This window comes from uncultured Acetobacterium sp. (assembly GCF_927416815.1).
In the GTDB taxonomy this organism is placed as follows: Bacteria; Bacillota; Clostridia; order Eubacteriales; family Eubacteriaceae; genus Acetobacterium.
In genome coordinates, this window is record NZ_CAKMJU010000134.1 from 1 (window position 1) to 22,320 (window position 22,320).

The window sequence follows — 22,320 nt, forward strand, 5'->3', positions numbered from 1 at the left end:
AATGATGCTTTCTTCGATGATGAGGATCTCTTCATCTTCTGATCTTTTTTCATTCGTTTGAAGGCTTGTTTGTTATACCCTTTTTTCCTTTTGGGCGTTTATTTTATTTTTTCTTGTTTTGCGTAATTTCCTATTAAACAAAAAAACAGAAGGCTTACGCCTTCTGCTCTGTTATTAACCTGAGAGTTTCCTTCCATTTCGGAAGTTGCCCCTTCGGTGCTACGCTTTCCAGAGTTATGTCCGGTTACGGTCCCCTTTACCTGAGATCATCACTGATATGAGCTATTCTATCAATTTAATCCTTCGGTGCTGCACTTAAGCAGACTCTCCCGTAGCCATCATCCATTCGCAACTATTTTATTGTCTTTGGTGCATTTCATCTCGTTTAAATATTTCACATTTATATTTTCTTGTGTTTATGTGAGTATAACCCTTTCCAATGGGAATTGTCAACTACCGGATCTGTTTTATTAAGAATATTTACCTTATTCGCGATTTTTTAATACTTCAGCATGGCTTATTCTATTAAGCCGCTGCAAGAGTAATGTATTAATGACTAGATATAAAAATAAAATCACCCCGTAGACCCCGGCATAGAGCCACCAGGGAAAGCTTAAGTTAAAGCCCAAAGCCACATTTGAAACCAGGATCGGGTAGACTTGATCCATCATCCATTTGGCCAGGGGAATGCTGATCACTGCACCCACTGCAATGACGTAGAAATTACCGTTTATATAAAGCTTTCTGAGTTCCTTAGCCCGATAGCCGAAGATCTTCATTAGGGCAATCGCAAAACTGGAACGATCAACCATCACCTGCATCATCAGATACATCACCACCGCCAGCAGGATCAGAGCTACTGTCACCATCGTAATAATCAAAGCGGTCATCTGGCTAATAAAAACATCGGCACCCTTGATAATATCTTCCCTGGTGGTAACATTAGTTAGTCGACCGGTTTCCAGATTTAACGGCTGATCGGAAAAGACAATGTTATAATAATCGTCAGTTTCACCAAAATACGCGCGCATATCTGCCAAATTCATAAAAACAAAGAGCCCTGATGCGTAGGCTGTCACCCCGTCAACCGTAAAGGCTGCCAATTTTTCATCGTCCTCATCATTTAACACCAGCACATCTCCGACTTCTAGGTCAAATTTCCTGGCCACTGCCGAAGAAATGATAACCTTATTTTGTCCCTTTGTAACCGCGGCATCAAAATAGGGGTTACTCACATCTATTCCCAATAGTGTCACATCCAGGTTATAGCCAAAGACTTCTTTTTTCAGAGTTTTGCCAAAGGCGGCCACCCCGCCCGCTGGCACCGCTTCGGTGGGATACTTATAGCTATACATGTATTCGAAGCGGGTATCGGCTTTGTTCTCAATGCTGACGTGGCTACAGATCGCATAGCAGTTTAGTCCTAACATCATGATCAACAAGGCGATAAACAGACCAAAAACAACCGTCAGGCTGGTCCTGGCCTCCCTGATCATCTGCCGGATTTGAAAACGCCGGACAAAGCCAAAGCGTTTTAGGGTGATCGTCGCTGCCCGCTGATCGTTTTCCCGATTGGACAACAGATCCAGGACATTTTGGGAAAGTTTTTTGCGAATCACCAGGGCGTTGACAATAGCGGCCACAACCACCGGCATCACGATCCCGTAGACTAACAGTGGTAGCGAATAAACCGTGGCCAGGTTGGGAACCGAAAAATAATTTAGCGACTCAGTCATTTGCAGATTAACCCCCCATTGACTGTAGCCGATGGCCGTCCCGATCACGCCACCTAAAAAAGCAATGCTTACTGGCAATGTGAGATAGTGTCGCATCAGGTCTTTTTTGGTCACCCCCAAGGCATAAAGAGCCCCGATAACCGGCCGCTCCCGATCAATCGAATGAATTACAAAAACAGAGATCATATAGGTAAATAGCATCATCACTATGACCCCGGCAATCAGCCCGGCAATTTTATTGATCACCTGATCATCGGCCGAGGCCGCTATTCGGGGGTTATTTGCAGCTGTCAAAAAAGTTGTCAGGTTACTCAGATCATTCTTAAAATAAGTATCTGTCAGTGTGTCGGTCTTTTGCTGCAATTCACGAATCCCGTCTGACATCTCGAGGGCACCCCCGGCAGCCTGGTCCACCCCATTAGTATAGTCCCATAAGCCGTCCTGATAGTTGGCCATTCCCTGCCGCGTTGCCGCCGAAGCTGTGCCCGTTGCTGCCGCCATGGCAGTGATCGTCTCGGCCATGGTATCGGTCGCCCTTAACAGCTCACCACCAGCATCACTCAGTTCCGATAATCCTGCTTCCAGATCCTGGGAGCTATCTAGCAACTCCTGAATACCATCCTTAAGATCATCCTTTCTCCCGCCGGTGCGGCTCCAGTAGTCCTGAAAATAGGGATCGTCAACCGTACTGGGCGCAAAGTTAAAAGCCTTTAGCCGTTCTTTTAAGGAGTCATCATCGGTGACGCCGTTTAAGCGATAAGCGTAAGTGAAGCTTTCTGATTTGATGGCCGATCCTTCTGCCTTCATCATTTCATAATCCGCTGCTACTACAAGCCCATATCCAAAGCTTTCACTTTCTACAACACTGTCAGACAGCTCCTGAAAAACAGCATCATAATCGGGCAAGCTACCGATTCCGGTGATGCTAAAACGATGTCCGGCTATGGTGATTTGTCCGCCCGGTATTAGCTGATGTTTTTTTGCATAGTGTTTTTCCAGAAATATTTCGCCTGCTGTTACCGGCATTCTACCGTCGTCAATCGCGGCCAGATTAACTGCTTCCCGATTCTTAAAAAGCCGTACCAGGCTGTTATTTTGACCCTGATAATCAAGATAAAACTGTTTTTCCAGGGTAATCCCCGACTCCGTCAAGTTGTTTTCTTCTATTTCCGTCAGCGGAACAAATACTGAAAACTGGCCATCTTCGAGATGAAGCATCTGGTTTTTTTGGGCTACCCCGGTAATGACGGTATCAGCCGCCCCGACAAAACTGACCACCAGATACATCCCCAACACAATCAAAAAACCCGGTGCCAGATAATAAAAAAGGTTTGCTTTTAAATCGCGAAGTATCCGTCTTCTCAGTATCTTTTGTATCTTTTGTATCTTTTGTATCTTTTGCATCTTACAATTCCTCCAAATGTGCCGCCGGAATCCGTTGTTGGTTTTGATAAGCATCCGAAATCGTGCCGTCCTTAATGGTAATGACCCGATCAACCATCTCTTTAATGGCATTATTATGGGTGATGATGATCATTGTCGTCCCAAAGGTCTGATTGATTTTTTCCATCAGGATTAGAATATCTTTTGCCGTCTTGGAATCTAGTGCTCCGGTGGGCTCATCGCACAGCAACAGTTTTGGGTTTTTAACCAAAGCTCTGGCAATCGCACAACGCTGCTGCTGGCCACCAGACAACTGGGCAGGAAATTTGTTTTGATGTTCGGTTAAGCCCAAGACCTCAAAAAGCATTGCTATTTCCATCGGTTCTGGCGATAAGTAACTGCAAACCTCGACGTTTTCCTTAACGGTCAAATTCGGTACCAGATTATAGAATTGAAAGATAAAGCCCAGATAATCGCGGCGGTAATCAGACAAGGCATCCGGTTTTAGTCCGACAATTTCTTTACCATCGACCGTCACACCACCACTGTCTGGTGTATCTAAGCCCCCGATACAATTAAGCAGGGTCGATTTACCTGAACCACTGGCTCCCTGGATTACACACATTTCGCCTTTTGCGACCGTTGTGGTAATCCCCTTAAGCACCTCCACATAACTGCCGTTTTCACCAAAGCTTTTCTTTAAATTTCTTATCTCCAGAAACATATTACTTCCCTCTTTTCTTTCTTAGTTCTTTTTTAGCTCATTCTCGCTCTAACATAACACTGTTATGTTAGGCTTAAAATTTTTTATTTCTTTAATCATGCTCACTTTAGCTTTTACCCAGCCATTGATCCTGGCGAAAGATTTCTACTAAAGGAAGCAGCGGTAGATCCTAGCTGTCTTATTTTGTCATTTGTTTGCAGGTGTAAACAAACCAACCCAACCGCCAATCATATATTTGATAACCTGTTGCACATGCACCTCTGCTGCTTCTTCTGATACCTCATGGGTCAAAATATGAATAAAAGCATCAATCAGCATATGGGCGATCCAATGGATCAGATAATCAGCCACCGGCTCGGCACCAAAGCTTTTTTCTAAATTATCGGCCATCCGCCGGAAATGTTTTTCAGTGATCATCACAAAACCGCCGGTGATCTCCTGATAGCGCGAGCCCTGGCTTTTTGTCAGCAGCATCATGAATTCATCGCGATGCAAGTAGAGGCAACGAACGATTTCAATGGCCGCTTCAACATCGTGATCCATATCATTTTCGATCAAAAGGCCGGCATCAATCTGAGCCTGCTCTTCGGCGTAGTGTCGATCCATCACTGCATGGAGTTTTTTTATCGGTTCGGCTACCAATGCGCCATACAAGTCTTCCTTATCTTCAAAGAAAAAATACAGAGCCCCGGTGGTAACCCCGGCATTTTTGCAAATATTGCGCAGCGATGCCGAGAGATAGCCTTTTTCGATAAATTCTTTTTTGGCGCTGACTAGCAGCTTTTCTTTGGTTTCTTTATTGTCTTTCAATTGATTTCCCCGCTTTATCATTGCATTGTCGATATTGATAACCACAATTTCCTCATCTGATAGCACTAAGCTTTTCGACTACCACAGTTCTTTAGATAACACTGTTATGTTATCCTTTTTTAAAAAAATTGTCAAGTTACTTTTATTAATACCTGCAACTTTACTTTTATTAATACCTGCAACTTTTTCATTAATCAGAATCTCTTCATCGCTATTTTTCATAAATAATTGCCACTCCATTCGCGAACAGCGTTTTTTACTCGTCAATTGATATTTTGTCCGACCTAATAATCTGTTAGAATAAACTACATTTTGAGATCGACCAGATCAGCTTATTCATTCACCAGAAATTACTGATGCAATTAATCCGCATTCAAACCATTAAAAAAGGAGCAACAATGAAAAAATTTCTATTCGTCTTACTGGCATTCAGCCTGATTATTCCAATTGATTCTGTGTTTGCCCAGGTCGATACCGAAACCATCGCGGTTCTTTCCCGGGGCCATATTCAAGATCTGGGTGATTACCCAACCGATGGCTCTTTCGTTACGAGCCCTAATCGGATTGGTACCGTTGGCCAAAGCAAACGGATTGAGGGCTTTGAATTAAAGCCTACCAACACGCTGCCCGCAGATATTGAGCTGCGCTACAATGTCCATGTCCAGAACATCGGCTGGCTCTATGATGAGACCGATCCAACCACCTGGGCCAAAAATGGTGACTATGCCGGCACCCGCGGCGATGGGCTGCGAATCGAAGCGATTAAAATCGTCCTGCTTGATGCCACCGGTAATAAGGCCACCGGCTATCATGTCCACTATCAGGGACACGTTCAGGATGTGGGGGATCTGCCCGCGGATTCATCCGCATGGGTTGTCGACGGCGAACAGCTTGGTACCGTGGGCAGCTCCCTGCGACTGGAAGCTTTGAAACTGGAAATTGTTAAAGATGCCTCGATGGATACCGATTTAAGTGCCTACTCGGCCCTGCTTAAACAAACAGATGGCTTGAGTGAGTCTGATTATACCAAAACCTCCTGGGCCAATCTGCAGACGGTTCTAAAGAGTCACGTCGTTACCGACAAAAACACAGCGGCAGAGGTGGCTGGAGCTGTCAAAGCCATTGAAGCAGCGATCCAACAGCTTGAAAAATTAAGCACATCCACAGTCTACGATAAAGCCGGCACCTATGGCCCAACCAGCGGCTCGGAAACCATCAGCCAGGACGTAATCATCACCGCTACCGAAGTCACGCTTCAGAACCTGACCATTGAAGGCAACCTGATTATTGATGAAGCGGTTGGTGACGGCGATGTCACCCTGAATAACGTCACTGTCTCCGGCGAGCTGCGGGTTCGCGGCGGCGGCAAAAACAGTATCCACATTAACGGTGGCGATTATCAGAACATCCTGGTAGAGAAAACCCCCACCGGCGTCGTACGGATTGTGGTCGCTGGACTTGATGGGATTCCATTTGTTTTAAGCGAAGACGCCGCTGGTCAAGAAGTGATTCTAGAAGGTAATTTTGATTCGGTAACTGTAAATGCCCCGGATGCCGTGGTTAAAACCGACAAACAGACAAGCATTAAGCAGCTCAATATCGCGCCGGAAGCCAAAAACAGCACGGTAAATCTGGGCAGCCAGACAACCGTCACCGACCTTTCTGTAAAGGCTCCCGTCAAAGTAACCGGGACGGGCACCGTCAGCAAAGCTGAAATTGCTTCAAACAATGTCAGCTTTGAAAAAGCACCCGGGAACTATACTGTCGATCCCGAAGTCGTTATTCCCCCAGTAATTCCAAAACCAACACCGCAACCACAACCCGGCGGCGATAGCGGTGGCGGTTATACACCACCGAGTAAAATTAGTCTGAGTGTGACCACGGCACCAACGGTTACCCTGACTAAAACCTATGACGGTACCACGGCTACCGATGTGGCGAGCAAGGTTCTTGATGCTACGGCGGTTACCGGAATTATCTCTGACGATAACGTAACCGTAAGTGCTACCGCCACTTATGACAATAAAAACGTCGGCAACAACAAAGATATTACCGTCACCTACAGCCTCTCCGGTACCAATGCCAATAAGTACAATCCGCCAGCCGCCACGACCATAAAGGGTGAGATTACGCAAAAACCTCTGAGTAGTGCGACGACAACCGCCATCGCAAAGGAATTTGACGGAACCACAACGCTTAACACCGTGATTACCGAAGCCCTTGGCCAGGTAAACGCCGATACGCTGACGATCACCCGGACCGCTACCTATCAGAACAGTAGCGGTAAAACGGATGCGATTGAAGTAGGGACTGATAAACCGGTGACCTGCAGCTATAAGCTGTCGGGAACCGACGCTGGCAATTACAGCGCCCCGGCGGAACACCCGGGCACCGGGACCATTACCAAAAAAAACCTGACGGTCTCCGCCGCCAGCCTGAATATCAATAAAAGCAAAACCTATGATGGTACCACCGACGTGTATGATAACGATGGTAAGACCATTGCCACCGGCAATAACGTGATGAGTGTGGCAACCGGTGTAGCAGCCGACCCCAATATTAATGTCACGGTCACCGCTGTCTATGATAATCAAAATGCCGGCAGCAACAACAGAAGCATCACGGTTAGCTATACAATTGACAGCAACCCTGCTAATAAACGCTACCAGATCGCAGCGATGGAAACATTAAGCGGCAGTATTACCGCACGACCATTGACGATAGTAGCTCCCACCCCGGTGGCCAAAGCTTATGACGGCAGCGCCGATGTCTTTACGGCGGCCAATAATACGAATAAAATTTATAATCTGCCTGTAATACCCGGCAATACTGCAGCGGGTGATGCCGACAAGGTGACTGTTAAAGCGACCGCCACTTATGATGCCGGCAAGGATGTTGGCACCAATAAAAAGATAACCATTCGCTACACCCTTTCCGGCGATGCTGCCGGGAATTACCAACCCCTGCCGGATGATTACAGCAAAAAAGCTGATATTACCCCGCTGACGCTAAATACCGGAAGCGTGACAGAAAAAACAAAGGAATATGATGGCACCAGTACCGCAACAAAACTTAAAATACCATTAAGTTGCAGCAATAATAACGGTGTGTTTCAGGACGAAGCCGGCAAAACACTTTCGTCCAAAATAGTAGCAGACTATTACACTGACAATGAGTGTAAAACTAAATGCAGTCAAGTTGGAGACAATCTTTACATCAAATATACCATCAGCCTGGATGGTGCTTCAGCCGGCAATTATGTTTTTGAGGGGGGCGAAAAAACCCTGACCGCTACCACCAACGGCGGCAGTATTACCCCAAAAACCTTGACCATCGCCCCACCGACTATCAAGACCTCCCGCCCCTATGACGGAACCAGTAAGGTTTATGATCCAGATGGTAAGGAAATATCATCATATGCGGTCGCTGCTTCCCAAATCAGCGGGCTTGCTGTAGGTGAAAGCGTAGCTGTGACGGCTAATCTTTCATCCAATGATAAAGATGCCGGCGAGCAAACTGTCACCATCAGCTACTCCACCAGTGACAATAGCGGTAACTATCTGATTGCCAATCAGACCATCACAGTTACCATCACCCCGCTGCAACTGACTTTCGACACTAGCAAGCTGCCGGCCATCGCCGAAACGCGAAAGTATGACGCCACCACCGATGTTTATCTGGCAAATAGCACAACCAAGTTATCCGATTATCCCCTGGCTGCTGATGCCGTCAGCGGCTTGATCAATAACGATGCCGTGACCGTAAAAGCCACCGCCAGCTACGATAATAAGAATATCAGCAGTGACGGCAGTGCCAAACCCGTGACCATCCACTTTACCCTTGACGGCGAGGCCGCTAAAAACTACCTGGCCCCGGATCCCGATACCTCGAAAACGGCGGCGATTACACCAAGAATCCTGGGTTATGCCAATGTCACTTTGGTCACCATGAAAAAAGCCGATGGCAGCAGCAGCGTCACGTTCATAAGCACTCCCAAAGCTGATTCGACAAAGGCTAATAGTATGGATGGTGTTGCCTATATTGACGGCATTGAAAGCAAAGGACAGGAAGATGTACATCTGGAAACCTACAGCGCTGACTATTACGATAGCAGTAACAACAAAACCAGTACCGCGGGCAGTGATTACACCATTAAACTAAGCGGCAGCTTAACCGGCAACCATGCCAGCAATTACCTTATGACCGATTATACTTATTCACAAAAAGGTCAGATTCTGGCTGCCAATGCGGTTATCTCCACCCCTTACAATAACACCGCCTGGACTCCAGCCGGCACCCTGACCCCGCCATCTGGCGTTTCTGATTTTAAACTCTTTTATGCCAAGCAAGCGGGGACTACAACGACCTTTTACGGCTATGATAGTAATGGAAAAATCTACTCTTCAACCGACTTAAGCACCTGGACAAACGGTACTCTGGTGACATTGGACGGCAGCAAAGCGCTGATTGGTATCGATAGTTCCGGCTATCCCTTAGCCATTGCCACCACCCCTGACACTGATCAAGCCGGTAATACGACCCACTCCGTTTATACCTGGAGTGGCAACCGTTGGAATTCTTACGATAGCTTACCAAATATCATACCAGGCCCAATCAACCCGACTTTTTATACCGATGCCAACTTAGTAGACTATCTGATTTATCAGGACAATAACAACAATGTGACTATGCAAGAATTTTTTGAATACCAAAAAAACCAAATCGGCTCTAACTCAAGCCTGTCCCTCCCCAGCAGCTTTACCAACTCCCTGCTGGTCTATAACGGCAGCGGCCTGACACTTTACGCTTACTAAAACGCCTATAGCCAACCCGGTCGTGGATTGCCTCGGCTAACCAAAAACTCAAAGACCCCTGATTCATCCTGAATCAGGGGTCTCTTGACACACTTTTACGGCTTGCCACGATGCTTTACCACATCACCGATCAGCCATACTGATCAGCTTTCACCTTAAACCGCAACACCGTTTTTAATTTATCCGTCTCGGTCCGCCGGGGATCGGACAGATAAATCTCCCGATGGGTTTTGTCGCTACGCCGATAGCCATGGTCACTGCAAAAGGCTTCCATCTGGGCAAAGCTGGCCAGCTCATCATCATAGCTGCCCAGATGCAGCATCTGACAGCAGATTCCTTCTTCCAATTCTTCCAGCCGAATCTGATCGAGCCAAGCATTGGGCTTTTTCTTTTTGACTTCCGTGATAAACCGGGCGGCCAGTTCAGCGGTCAGAAAATCCGGCTGTCGGATCATCACGGTATAGGCATAATTGCTTTTATCGGCGCTGGTTTTGGCCGTGTCGACCAGATCCCAGACTCCTTCCAGGGGAAAAACGGTATAGTCGTAATAGCCGTCAGGAATCATTTTACTCTTATAGGACATTTTTACCGCATAGCTGAAGCTGTACAGCGCCGTCACCGCCTCCGCAAACGCTTCCCCATTGGGATCGCCGTTACCGTCTAACATGGCAAAGGACATCGGCGGCACTGCTATCATTGCGGGCTGCTTTTGGGGCAGGTATAAGCTCTTAAATTGCTTTTTATAATCGACTTTGTCCATCGCCTGTTTCTCCTTTGATTTTTCTCTTAATTTCTCTCTTGATTTCTCCCTTAATTCAGTGAAATATAGACATGAATTTCGGCATTGGCCATGTCCTCCCCGGGTTGATATTCCTCAAAGTCGCTGCCAAATCTGCGGTCAAGCTTCATATCCCAAAGCTTCATCCAGAAGTCGCCGACGGCCTTCTGCACATCGCCATGGATAATGAATTTTGCGTAGTTACCGGCAGCAATCGTTACTGTCTCAACCAGCTCTGGTTGCGAAACCGTAGCATCAACTTCACAGCCAACCACCACGTCATAGTCACCGGCCGCACCATTTTCATAATTGGTATAAAGGCCAATGCACTTCTCATTTTTTCTGCCGGCCAGGGAGGCTTCAATTCCATCCCCGTAAAAACGTTGCCAGGTCGCCCCAATTTTTTCGCCCATTTGGGTATCAGTATTGCTCGTTTGAATTTTAAGGCCTGCTAACTTTTTTTCTTCTAGTTGTACCAGTTCATAATCCATTTGTGTATACCTCTTTTCTATCTTTTTGATAAATCCAGTATACACCGTTTAACCTGACACCTAATGTCATATTAAAGATATTTTCTTAAACTGTTCTCCAATTTTTTCTTAATCGCCTCCCGTAGCCACTGGGGTTCTAACACCTCGGTGGCATCGCCATAGGAAAGAATATATCCTTGCACCCAGTCATCCTCGGGCAAGTAGCTCACTACCAAAAATGACCCGTCTTGATGTTTAGTGATTGAAGCCGGGTCGAATTCATCGTAGATCCGATAAGCCATGGCAGCGTCTATTTTTAGGATTAACCTAATTTGAGAACCGCCTATTTCCGGTTTTTCGAAAACAGGGCCTTCTGGCAGGGTCCGAAAAAAGTCCTCTGATAACTGCCTGAGCTGCCTAATCCGACTGACCTTAAAAAAACGCAGCGCCTCTTTACTTAGACAAAATCCATAAACATACCAGGACTGCCCCTTAAACATGAGCTTTAACGGCTCAATGGTGCGCTCGGTCTTTTGGCCGCTCGCACTGAAGTAGTCAAAGGCAATCTTATTTTTCCCAAGAATGGCATTTTTTAAATCATTGAATTTTTCCCGCTCATCGATACCGCCGCCCCAATGGGAAAAGTCTACCTCAATCCAATCGGCATCCTTTTTTTTAAATAGGGTTGCCAGTTTTCTAAGCACCGGATCTACCTCCGGTCCGTTTAGTACATTCATCCCCTGCAGGGACGCCAGCAGATTGACTTGTTCCTTTTCAGAAAGCAGCGATTTTTTAATCACGTAATTATCAAGCAGCCGAATCCCCCCGCCCTTTCCTTTTTCGGCATAAACGGGAATCCCAGCGGCACCTAAGGCTTCAACATCCCGGTAAATGGTTCGCTGAGATACTTCAAAATAGTCGGCCAATTCTCTGGCGGTTACCTTTTTCTTTTCAAACAGAATATAGACCATTTCCAGCAATCGATTGATCTGCATTGCCCTCATCCTTTGTTATTTTTTCTTCTATTTTAACACAAATTTACCGCAAATTGCACTTCCGTAAAAGATCACAAAATGTTTGCATTCACCCAACATTTGCCATCTTTTCGTCGCCCGTCATCTTTTCCTCTCTGGCAATGCAACCATCAATGCTGCACACTGAGCAATCGCAATAATTATGGAAATCGTCGAAGAGAATCCCAGAAGAACTGTATACTGGACGCATAAGATAGCCTTTGCCCATCTCAAGTCCGATCTTCTGTGAGGTGCTGCCAAAGCTGTCAAAAATAGCCTTGCTATCCTGAATCGCCCAATCCTGGATCAGACCGGGATTCGCTATTCCTACCTGCTTAAGATGATAGTCTTCCCGAATTGCTGCTTTTAAATGCTTCATAGCACCATACATGATTGACAACTTTAGTGACTGCAAGAAATAATGCTCAATATGGTGGAGATTTGTTGGCATTTCACCGATTGTTAGCAAATATAAAAGAACCTGTTCGTGGTCTTTTAATAAATAATGAAGCGTTTTACTCTTATACTTGATCCCATCCATTATGACTAAATATTTTGAGAATACTTCAACTGGACAGGCTTTAATGATCGCCATTGGTTTAATTTGCTTTTTTAAAAGCTCTACCACATTCTGATATTCATCATAAATCGGTGAATCACACGTTACGTTCATTTTTTTCATCAGCATCTGTATATTAACATCAACCGGCAACTCTTTAATCCTAATTTTATCCATGTTTCCCTCTTTCTAGACAAGTTATTTTACAAAAAACTAAAAAAACCTTTTTTCAAAAGGTTTACAAAATGTGCGCCATATTTTGTCCAGATAAGGAAAACACTGCCCCGAATCAGGCCTTTTTCAAATGGTCTCACAATTTGCCGCCTTCTTTGAAGCTTCAAACATCTTAACCATTTAGAAATATCCTGACTTGGCGGGGCTTGTTGCAACAGCCTTCTCGGGTAACCCAATGACCGTCTGCACCCATGATCGCCTTACAGTAGCAAAGAAACTGTTGCGGATTTCCACCGCATTCCTTCTGTCATGGTTTGACTTTATACTAATCGAAAACACATTTTTTAGCAAGGGGTTTATTATGACTAATCAAAGTAATATTTCTATGTTTAACAACGATGTCTCCTTATGGAGTTATCACATTTCATCATCTCTGGATTTTGTTGATGCAATTTCTTTAGTAACACTTAATACCTACCGGAAAACCTAACACTATTTTGTTGATATAACAATATTTGCTGTTAATTCGCAATCAATTGGGTATAAACATTATATACCCGATATTTACAAGGAGGAAATTTTATGGCACAGTATCATGAACCAATTGAATTATTAGACGAAAAAACAATGAATATCACCCGGGCCATCAATAGTTTAAAAGAAGAATTAGAAGCTGTTGATTGGTACAACCAACGCGTGGCAGCAACAAGCGACCCTGAATTAAAAGCGATTATGGCACATAACCGGGACGAAGAAATTGAACACGCCTGCATGGCCATTGAATGGTTAAGACGAAACATGGATAAATGGGACGAAGAATTGCGAACTTACCTGTTTGTCGATGGTTCAATTCTGGAAGCCGAAGAAAGTGAAACGGCACCAGAACCTGCAAGGTCATCCGGTATTCATGTCGGCGATCTAAAATAATATTGAGAATCAATCAAGGAGGAAAATAATGTTAAAAAGAGAAATTGCACCCTTAACGCAACTCGCCTGGAGTGAAATTGATGGCAGAGCCGAAGCCGTATTAAAAAGTCGGTTAACGGCAAGAAAAGCTGTCACCGTAAATGGACCAAAAGGTCTTGACTTTACAAGCGTATCAGAAGGTCGATTAGAACTGATCGACGACGATGAAAATCTCGTGAAAACTGGTGTTTTCAAGATCAAACCGCTTGTTGAAGCGCGAATAAGCTTCACCCTAAACCGCTGGGAGTTGGATAACCTGACCCGTGGCGCCAAGGATATTGATTTGACCAACCTGGAAGAAGCCGTCCAGAAAATTGCCGAGTTCGAAGAAACGGCCGTTTATAAAGGCTTTGATGCTGGTCAAATTAAGGGTCTGGAAACTGTCAGTGCCAACGAAAAGATACCATTTGGTGAAACCGATTCCCAAATTATGGAGGCAATCTCAAAAGGTCTGGTTACATTAAAAGAAAAATTTGAAGCCGGCCCCTTTGTTTTAATCGTCGGTGAGGTGGCTTATAATCGCCTCAACATCAGCTCGCATGGTTATCCACTGATTAAACAGATCGAAGCTCTCATTGGCGGGAAAATACTATTAAGCACTGTTCTTGATGGCGCTTTTCTGATCCCTTATGATAATCCAAACTTTGAACTAACCATCGGACAGGATTTTGCCATTGGTTTTGAATCTTATGATCAAGAAGACGTTAAACTGTTTATCACCGAAAGCTTTACCTTCCGCGTGTTGGATGAAAATATTATTATTGCCTATACCGTATAAGCATTAATAAGCTTAACTACAAACCTCAAACAGCAGACCGATCGTGGTCTGCTGTTTTAATTACTCAATTTTCTGCTTTTAAAAGCCATTAAAACCGCTGCCTGATGATCCCTTTCACCAGACAGCGGTTTTTTTAACTTATAATAATCTGCTTTAAGTATTTAATAACCAGATCAGCAAAGCGGTTGATGTCTTTAATGTAGGCAAAGTCCTTGCCGTAGATCAGTTTTTCGGCCATCAGATCCTGCTCCTTACCAGTGAAAACACCCAGCACCATAATCCCCAGTTGTCTGGCAAACCGCACCTCGCGGGCGGTATCGGCAATCGCAACCCGACCACGATAGGCTTCACTTAAATCATTGACCTGGCCTTTCCCCACCTTGATGTCATTGGGGCGGCCATCGCTCAGGACAATCAGAATTTTGTTGTCTTCGCTCCGCTTGATCAAATCTTCACAGGTGGCCTTAATGGCCAAACCATCGCGGTTATTCCCAGAGCAATAATATTCAAAGATATTGTCATTGGCAGACAACGGTGATTCATAATCACGGAAGCGTTTGATCACGGTATAATCCAGAAAACTGGAAAAGCCCAGCACCCGGTTGGGAATCCCGACCAGGGTTAAGGCATGGGCTAAAATATAGGCCTGAATCGCGACTCGGGACTGGTTGCGTCGCTGAGATCCGCTAGAATCGATCAGGATATCGACCACAAAGCTGCCCTTGTTGTTATCAATCGTCTTGACAAACACCTTGTTATTGCTGCTGCGGCCAATTCGCCAGAGTTTGTTGGGGATCAGACTACCAGCATCGGATGGAATCGCATCGACAATTTCTTCCTGAACCAGGGTTCTGGCCATGCTTTCTTTTAATTTATTGATGTTGCGTTTAAATACCTTGTAGTTGGCCCGGAACACATCAATGTTTTTGACCTGATGCCGCTGCACATATTTCTGCTGAAATTCATTGTCACTGTCGCTGCGGACAACCCCATCGGTCATATGAATCCGACAGTTACCATGGGTACCTTTGCAGACCCGATTCTGGAGTTTTTTGACTTCACTTATATCAAGAAAAGAGTTGCCATAATAATAGGCTACTTTTTCATAAATTTTTTCGATATCTTCTTCTTGAACCCGCAAAATCCGGTTGTCATTTACATCGCTAATATTGGCCATATCACCTTGGGATTCTCCCAGCAGGGCTTCGGCAATTTCTTCAATCGAGGCTTCAATATCCTGGTCATCAGGATCTTCAAACATTTCTTCTAACATAAAGTCAGAAAAATCGCCGCGGATATGATTCTTATTGTTACCCGATTCATAAGCATCGCTGCCTTCGCCTTCGACAAACATCGGGAAATATTTGACATACACATCTTCAATGCCACGCAGCAGTTCAATGGTATCTTCGTGCTTTTGCAGCGCCATTAACGCTTTGGCAATGTTTCGGGTTTCGGTATCCATCATCGGGGTTTTACCAATTTTTTCCAGAATGATGGCATGACGAACCTTTTCTAGTAAATCACTGGTGTGCATTTTGTAATAATTGCTAAGAATATCGTCGTAGGCATTTTTGCGGATATCATAAACCCCGGGACGTTCGGCAATAATCTTTTCTTCCACCACCACATCACTGCCAATGGCAATCAGGCTTAATAGTATATCCTTATTAAAACCGGCACGATGACGGCTGATCACGTATTTCTTGACTGCCGGCCAATTAATGTATTTTCGTCGTCCCCCGGCGGTGACAGCGTGGTAAAGGGCAACATTCTTTGAAATAAAGCTCTTTTCACCGCTGTCCATATTTTCGTCGTAATCTCCGGAAATGGTCCACATCAGATTGGCGATGCGATTATCAAATTCATAGTCTTCGTACATCCATTTAGCATCCTTCAAAGTGTTTACCTCCCTTCTCTGGATTGTGGGTTTTTAGATACCAGTAAAAACATCGGAAGCTTCCCAGCTTTCGCGGATCCGGGTTTTGATGACATCCAGGACGATTTCTTTTTCAAACTGGTCAAAGGTTTTGCCGATCACGCCCATATCCACGGCCAGCATCGGTTTGAGTCCCCGACGGATGGTTTTCAGGCTACCAATAATCCCCCGTAGATCAACCGATTTGGTGGAAATTTCGGAGTTCTTTGATTTCGCCTGGAGATCCAGAAAGATGCCGGCAAACTGCGGCAGAATATCTGCGCTGGCATCTGGGAAATATTCCTTTAAAATAATCATCAGGGTATCTTCTTCAATCTGAGGAATATCAATGGTCATAAAACGTGATACCAGGGCTTCATTAAGCTCTTTGGTGCCGGCATATTCATAGTTCATCGTGCCGATAAAGCGGGTGGCGTCGTGGAGCTTGATTTTTTCATAGCCCGGTACATCGATGACCTTACGGTAATCTAGCGCCGAGTGGAGTACCACCAGGGCATCATTTTTAGCCATATTGATTTCATCAAAAACCCCAAAGCCACCATTGATGGCACACTCATAGACCGACCCGCGCCGCAACCGCACCTCGTTGTCAATAAAGGTGTCGGTACCAATCAGGCTGGAGCTATCGGTGTTGACATGGAAGGAGGTGTTCCACTGGGGACGGTTAAAAAGCTCGCAGATATTATCGGCCAAAACATTTTTCCCGGTAGCCTTGGGCCCGGAGAGCAAAATATTCTCGCCCTCTAAAATAGCGGTAATGCACATCGACCAGATATCCTTACCATAAAAAACGGTCTCGGTACTAGGAACCCGATCCTGCAGACGCTCATCCAGTTTATAAAAGTGTTTAAAATATTTTATATCGTCAAGCAGCTTTTCGCTGATACCCTGTTTTAGTAATTCCTGTGTTAATCTCATTTGTTTTTCCTTTCTGTCAATGCCATGCATCGATTTTGTCAGTTTATTTAGAATGATTTGAATATAACACAAAACCCAGTGGAATGGTTAGAAAAAATGCAAAACCACAAAAATTTATCCGTTTTTAAGACTTCTCTCCAAAGCTGATATTAATTCCCCTGCTGGTAAAATCACATTATTATTTACTTATGTGATCGCAATCACACTTTTATAGGAAATTATGTGAACTTAAAAAACAGGGCGCAAACCCTGTTCTATTCTTATCATTTTTTCTGATCCATCTTTTCCCCAATGACTTTTAAGACCTGAATCATCCCGCTATCCGCATTCTCAACGACCGCAGTAATTTCTTCCCGGGTTATCTCATCCAGATGAAATCCAGCCACCACCGTGCAGACACAAGTCAAGGTTTGTGAAACCTTTTTGGCCAGCGGTATCGCCAGGGCATCATCCTTATGGGACTGTGGCGTGTAAGAGCAAAGGCGACCATCATCGCCAATGGCGGTGCAGCCAATATGGGCATCGCCGCCGGTGAGTAAAATCAGCCAGTCATTGCCAACGGGGATGATTTCATAATGAAGCGCCGTTGAGCCGGTGCCCTGGGTCATTTTGATGCGCTCACTCATGGCCATCCTCATGACCCCAGCGGGTAAACAGATGGTGGGGGATCCTCAGCATATCGAAGACCTTGCCGACGCTCTGGTTGATGATTTCATCAATCGATTGGGGTTTGTGGTAAAAGCCCGGCATCGGCGGCAGAATAATCCCACCGGCCTCGGTTACCGCGGTCATATTGCGCAAATGAATCAGGGTCAGCGGCGTTTCCCGAACCATCAGAATCAGCGGTTTACGTTCCTTCAAGGCCACATCGCCGATCCGGACGATCAGGTTGTCGCTGAAGCCGTTGGCAATCCCGGCCAGGGTCTTCATGCTGCAGGGTGCAATCACGGTGGCGTCAATGCCATAAGAACCGCTGGATACGGCCGCCGCCATATCCCCGCTGTCGTAAACGCTGTCGGCCAGTGACAGCACGTAGTCTTCGGTATAGCTGGTTTCCAGGCCAATGGTTTTGCTGCCCCATTCGCTGAGGATCAGCGAAACGTGGTGTTCAGTCTCTTTTAAGGCTTCCAGTAACCGGATGCCGTAAACGACTCCGGATGCGCCGGTAATTCCCACTGCAATTTTCATCAAAGTTTTCTCCGTTTTTCTGTTTTTTCATAATCGATGCCAGTTTCATTGATGATGACCCCGTAAACATTCGCTGCCGTTTCTTTAGAGATGATCTCGTCTTGTACATCGTCATAGACTTTTTGCGGGGCTCGTTTCATCGGTTCACCCCAACCGCCGCCACTGCTGGTATTCAGGTAAATTCGATCACCCTTGACGGCATGGCGGGGCGCTTCCTTGCTTGCCATGATGATCTGCTCGCCGTCATGAACAAAAACACTGCGGTTCAGACTGCCCGGATGACCGCCCCGGAGGCCGTAGGGGGCAAATCTAATGCCGTCGCCAAAATTGACTATATCACCTGTTTCGGCGGTGATCTCAAAGGCGTATTTCATGCCGCTGCCACCCCGGTATTCACCAGCCCCGGCGGTATCATTGTCCATCTCATGATGTAGAGTGATGTGCGGGTATTGCACTTCGTTGGATTCGATATTGGGGGCCTTGACCCCACCGAAATTCGATAATGTCGCCATATAGGGTTTGCCATCATGGCCGGCCATGGCGCCGCCACTACCTAATGAACAAAAGGAAAAGCCGACATAGTAGCGGTCATTGCGGGGATCGACGCCATAAAAAGATGGTCCCAGATAACGATGGTAGCCAGCGGAGACCCGGCCCGACTGGGCCTGATCCAGGGCTTTAAAAATCGTTCCGATGATTTCGCTGGCCGGGGTCAGGGTGCAGAGGGTCATCGGGGCCGGAAGTTTGGGATTGACCAACGATCCCTCGGGCAGATTGACCTCAATGCAGCGAAAGGCACCGCTGTTTCTGGGAATGTCTTTGCCCAGAAACCATAAGGCGGCAATACCGGAAGCACAGGTAGCCGTCACCACCGAGGTGTTGATAAAGCCTTTGACCTGGGCGTCGGTGCCGGTAAAATCGACCAGCATCTGGTCACCGGTGATGGTGACTGCCACCGCAATTTTAACCGGTTCGGTTTGAAAACCGTCATCATCAATATAATCAACGGCGGTGTAGGTGCCGTCTGGCGTGGCAGCAATGCGCTGACGGGTCAGGGTTTCGGTCTGAATCAACGACTCCGTCACCGCTTTCCTGACGGTGGCCACCGAATAGGTGCCTAACATCTCTTTGATCCGTCGGGCGGCCAGTCGGTTGGAACCGATCTGAGCCAGAAAGTCGCTGGTGAGCATGTCCGGATTTCGGGTATTCAGGCGGATCAGCTCCAGCACGTCGGTAATCATTTGGTTATTTTTCATCAGTCGGGTCGGTGGAATCCGCAGCCCTTCCTGAAAGATCTCCGTCGCCTTGGGGTTATAACTGCCAGCGGTGGAACCGCCGATATCGCCGTGATGAGCCCGGCTGACACAGAAGAATAACAGCTCGTCCTGATAAAATACCGGGCTAATGATACCGATATCCGGCAGATGATTGCCGCCGTCATAGGGGTCGTTGATGATAAAAACATCGCCATCGGCGATAGCTCCGCCGAATTTCCGCAGCACCGCTTTGACACTGAAAGACCCGGCAGTAGCCAGGATTGGAATGCCACTGAGTTGGGAGACCAGGTCGCCGGCCTCGTCGCAGATACAGCAGGCGAAATCACAGGCTTCGGCAAAAATCGGGGAGTGGGCCGAACGCTCCAGGGCGATCCCCATTTCGCTGGTGATGCTGTCGAGCCGGTTCATAATGACCGTCCGGTTAATAATATCGTCAGTTCGCTGATTCATGGGTCGCCTCCTTTCTGAGCGCGAAGATGCCTTCATCCTCTAAAACACAATAACAGCCGGTGGGCACGATCAGCGTCGTATAAACAAAATCGATCAACGCCGGACCGTTAATGCGTCCCGTTAAATCGCCTTCCCGGTAAACCGGGACAGCTATCTCGCCGTGACTGTTAAAGACTTCCCCGGCAACCATTTTCGTTGTCACACCGGTTATTGCTGTTGTCGTGGGGAATAAAATATGGTCCTGATCGCATTCGGAACAGGCCAGATGCAGATCGATAATCTCCCAATCCTTGGCTTCGGCATATTCATAAATGGCTTCATGGGTGTGGTAGAAGGCTTGCTCCACGTCAACAATACTTTCAGGACTAAATTCGCCCCGGGTCCAAGGTACTGAGATTTCGTGGTGCTGACTGACGTAGCGCATTTCCAGCATCAGATCAAAGCGCTGGTGACTTTTCGCTACCCCCAACCGTTCCAGTTGCGCCGCCCCTTCGGCTTTCATAGCCGCAACCATGGCGTTTAAGCGCTTGGCATCCCATTGTCTTTTTTCCATTAAAATACTCTGGTTGATGTCATAACGGCAGGCGGCACCCAGCATCCCCCAGGAACAGAAGACTGGCCCCTGTACCGGTATCAGGGCTTCCGGCATTTGCAGAGATTCCATAATCCGGGCCGCAAACAAACCAAAGGCGCCACCGGCACTGATCAGGCTATAAATCCGCGGGTCGTTTCCTTTTTGGGTGGTCACCAGCCGCAGGGCATCGGCCATCATTTCGGCGGTGATACTGTAAATAATCCGGGCGGCATCCGTGACTGAAAGATTTAAGGGATCGGCCACCTTTTCTTTAATCGCTTTAACCGCCTGATCCAGCGCCAGCGGCAGCTTGCCGCCGAGGAAATTGTCGCCGTTGATCAGTCCCAGCACCAGCAGGGCATCGGTAACGGTGGGATTCTCACCACCCTGGTTATAGCAGGCCGGGCCGGGAATCGAACCGGCGGAGTCCGGACCAATCAGCACCCTTCCGCCGGCTTCCACATGGGCGATACTGCCACCTCCGGCACCGATAGACCGGATATCGATCATCGGAATGCTCAGCGGATAGCCGTCCAGTTCGGTTTGGGGTACCAATTGATTGACACCGCCGCTGACCACATGAAGGTCAAAACTGGTTCCGCCCATATCTGCCAGGACGGTATGGGTACGACCCAGGGTTTTGGCCAGGGATTCATTGCCGACAGCACCACCAGCCGGCCCGGATAACAGGGTTTGTACCCCAAAGCTTTCCAGAGCCCCCGAATCGCTGAGACCGCCGCTGTTTTTCATAATATGGATCGGCTTATCCCAGCCGAAAGCGGCCAGCTCTTTTTTGACCTGCTTCAGATAGTCGGCCAACACCGGGGTACAATAGGCGTTGATCACTGTAGTCGTAGTCCGCTCGTATTCCCGGATGCGGGGCGACACTTCTGATGACAGCGACACAAACACATCGGGCAGTTCCGCTCTGATAATCTCAGCCGTCCGCTTTTCATGGTCGGGATTAAGAAACGAAAACAGATAGCAAACAGCAATGGCTTTTACGCCAGCTTCCCGACATTTCTGACAGGCGACCCGGACGGCTTCTTCGTTAAGGGCTTTGATCACCGCTCCCTGATAGTCCATCCGCTGTTCAATCCCCAATCGCAGCCGGCGGGGCACCAGCACCATCGGGTTTTCAATCGCCAGATCCCATTGATTAGCCAGCTGCGCCCGACGAATTTCCAGGGCATCCCGAAATCCCTCCGTGGTAAACAAGGCCGTTTTAACCCCTTTTTTCTCCAGCAGGGCATTGAGGGCCAGGGTCGTCCCCAGGGATATTTTTTCGGTCTCAGCCAATAGTTTTTCCAGATCGGTTCCCCAAGCCACCGCCAATTCTTTGAGTCCGGCCAGAATGCCCTGGGCGGGGTAATCATGATTGGTCGGGTTTTTCAGGGCAATCCGCTGTTCAGCCTGGTCCCCGATACAGCCCACCGACGTGTAATCAGTAAAGGTGCCGCCGGTGTCAATCGCAATTTTTATCATTTCTTATCCTTCTTTAACAATTTCATTTTTTAGTGTTTGTAAGTCTTAGCGTCAATAGTGGCGTATCTTTGTGAAAAATTTAAAATACACCAGTGCCGACAATTGTTACATCATGTTGTACGCATCGGAGCGGACACGGCATCGCCTGTCCGAATCCGCAGCGAACAACAGATTAACAATTGGTCGGTACGGTAGTTGGGTGTTAACCAATTGCTCTAAAACAAACTACTGGCGCTATGACGATCAACCAAAAATCCGCTATTTTACGTATTTAAATAAGCGCT

At 46.8% G+C, this 22,320-nt stretch carries 17 protein-coding genes and 2 riboswitches; of the genes, 3 read left to right on the forward strand and 14 right to left on the reverse strand.

Going from position 1 to position 22,320, the window contains the following annotated elements; genetic code table 11:
- Positions 1-237: 237 nt before the first annotated feature.
- Positions 238-342: riboswitch (glycine riboswitch) on the reverse strand.
- Positions 343-485: 143 nt separating this feature from the next.
- The 4 genes from QZ998_RS16150 to QZ998_RS16165 all read right to left on the reverse strand — a co-directional run bounded on the left by QZ998_RS16150 (position 486) and on the right by QZ998_RS16165 (position 4,875).
- A complete protein-coding gene (locus tag QZ998_RS16150; protein ID WP_296561862.1) occupies positions 486-3,140 on the reverse strand; it encodes an FtsX-like permease family protein in 2,655 nt (884 codons plus the stop codon).
- A 1-nt stretch (position 3,141) separates the two neighbouring features.
- Complete coding sequence (locus QZ998_RS16155; RefSeq protein ID WP_296561863.1) at positions 3,142-3,843, reverse strand: ABC transporter ATP-binding protein; 702 nt, start codon at positions 3,841-3,843, stop codon at positions 3,142-3,144.
- 186 nt (positions 3,844-4,029) lie between these two features.
- Positions 4,030-4,698 carry a TetR/AcrR family transcriptional regulator gene (locus QZ998_RS16160; protein WP_296561864.1) on the reverse strand — a complete coding sequence of 223 codons (669 nt, stop codon included), beginning with the start codon at positions 4,696-4,698 and terminating at the stop codon, positions 4,030-4,032.
- A 33-nt stretch (positions 4,699-4,731) separates the two neighbouring features.
- Positions 4,732-4,875, reverse strand: coding sequence for a hypothetical protein (locus QZ998_RS16165; RefSeq protein WP_296561865.1), 144 nt, complete (start codon positions 4,873-4,875; stop codon positions 4,732-4,734).
- Positions 4,876-5,051: 176 nt separating this feature from the next.
- Between QZ998_RS16165 and QZ998_RS16170 the strand changes: the two genes are divergently transcribed.
- The gene (locus QZ998_RS16170) at positions 5,052-9,467 is read left to right on the forward strand and encodes a YDG domain-containing protein (protein WP_296561866.1); all 4,416 of its coding nucleotides are present in this window, start codon (positions 5,052-5,054) and stop codon (positions 9,465-9,467) included.
- Positions 9,468-9,597: 130 nt separating this feature from the next.
- Here the strand turns inward: QZ998_RS16170 and QZ998_RS16175 are convergent, their stop codons facing one another.
- From QZ998_RS16175 to QZ998_RS16190, 4 genes are all read right to left on the reverse strand, one after another.
- Complete coding sequence (locus QZ998_RS16175; RefSeq protein WP_296561867.1) at positions 9,598-10,227, reverse strand: GyrI-like domain-containing protein; 630 nt, start codon at positions 10,225-10,227, stop codon at positions 9,598-9,600.
- A gap of 50 nt (positions 10,228-10,277) precedes the next feature.
- A complete protein-coding gene (locus tag QZ998_RS16180) occupies positions 10,278-10,736 on the reverse strand; it encodes a GyrI-like domain-containing protein (protein ID WP_296561868.1) in 459 nt (152 codons plus the stop codon).
- A 71-nt stretch (positions 10,737-10,807) separates the two neighbouring features.
- Positions 10,808-11,710 (reverse strand): YafY family protein, encoded by a 903-nt coding sequence (locus QZ998_RS16185; protein WP_296561869.1) that lies wholly within the window; start codon positions 11,708-11,710, stop codon positions 10,808-10,810.
- Positions 11,711-11,798: 88 nt separating this feature from the next.
- Positions 11,799-12,464 (reverse strand): hypothetical protein, encoded by a 666-nt coding sequence (locus QZ998_RS16190; protein WP_296561870.1) that lies wholly within the window; start codon positions 12,462-12,464, stop codon positions 11,799-11,801.
- 161 nt (positions 12,465-12,625) lie between these two features.
- A riboswitch (cobalamin riboswitch) is annotated at positions 12,626-12,811 on the reverse strand.
- Positions 12,812-13,043: 232 nt separating this feature from the next.
- On the opposite strand from QZ998_RS16190, the gene QZ998_RS16195 reads away from it, so the two are divergent.
- On the forward strand, positions 13,044-13,388 hold the full coding sequence (locus tag QZ998_RS16195; protein ID WP_296561871.1) for a ferritin-like domain-containing protein: 345 nt from the start codon (positions 13,044-13,046) through the stop codon (positions 13,386-13,388).
- Positions 13,389-13,416: 28 nt separating this feature from the next.
- Positions 13,417-14,205: a family 1 encapsulin nanocompartment shell protein gene (locus QZ998_RS16200; RefSeq protein WP_296561872.1), complete on the forward strand. Its 789-nt coding sequence runs from the start codon at positions 13,417-13,419 to the stop codon at positions 14,203-14,205.
- 133 nt (positions 14,206-14,338) lie between these two features.
- Here QZ998_RS16200 and QZ998_RS16205 read toward each other — a convergent pair whose 3' ends face one another.
- The 6 genes from QZ998_RS16205 to QZ998_RS16230 form a co-directional block, all read right to left on the reverse strand.
- Positions 14,339-16,105, reverse strand: a complete 1,767-nt coding sequence (locus QZ998_RS16205; protein ID WP_296561873.1) for a nitric oxide reductase activation-like protein — start codon at positions 16,103-16,105, stop codon at positions 14,339-14,341.
- Positions 16,106-16,138: 33 nt separating this feature from the next.
- The gene (locus QZ998_RS16210; RefSeq protein WP_296561874.1) at positions 16,139-17,062 is read right to left on the reverse strand and encodes a MoxR family ATPase; all 924 of its coding nucleotides are present in this window, start codon (positions 17,060-17,062) and stop codon (positions 16,139-16,141) included.
- A gap of 263 nt (positions 17,063-17,325) precedes the next feature.
- Entirely contained in the window at positions 17,326-17,688 is a 363-nt protein-coding gene (locus QZ998_RS16215; protein ID WP_296561875.1) for a hypothetical protein, read from the reverse strand.
- Complete coding sequence (locus QZ998_RS16220) at positions 17,681-18,250, reverse strand: UbiX family flavin prenyltransferase (protein WP_296561876.1); 570 nt, start codon at positions 18,248-18,250, stop codon at positions 17,681-17,683. The genes QZ998_RS16215 and QZ998_RS16220 overlap by 8 nt, the downstream gene beginning before the upstream one ends.
- Positions 18,250-19,977, reverse strand: a complete 1,728-nt coding sequence (locus QZ998_RS16225) for a hydantoinase B/oxoprolinase family protein (RefSeq protein WP_296561877.1) — start codon at positions 19,975-19,977, stop codon at positions 18,250-18,252. The genes QZ998_RS16220 and QZ998_RS16225 overlap by 1 nt, the downstream gene beginning before the upstream one ends.
- Positions 19,961-22,036, reverse strand: a complete 2,076-nt coding sequence (locus tag QZ998_RS16230) for a hydantoinase/oxoprolinase family protein (protein ID WP_296561878.1) — start codon at positions 22,034-22,036, stop codon at positions 19,961-19,963. The genes QZ998_RS16225 and QZ998_RS16230 overlap by 17 nt, the downstream gene beginning before the upstream one ends.
- Between the last annotated feature and the right edge of the window lie 284 nt (positions 22,037-22,320).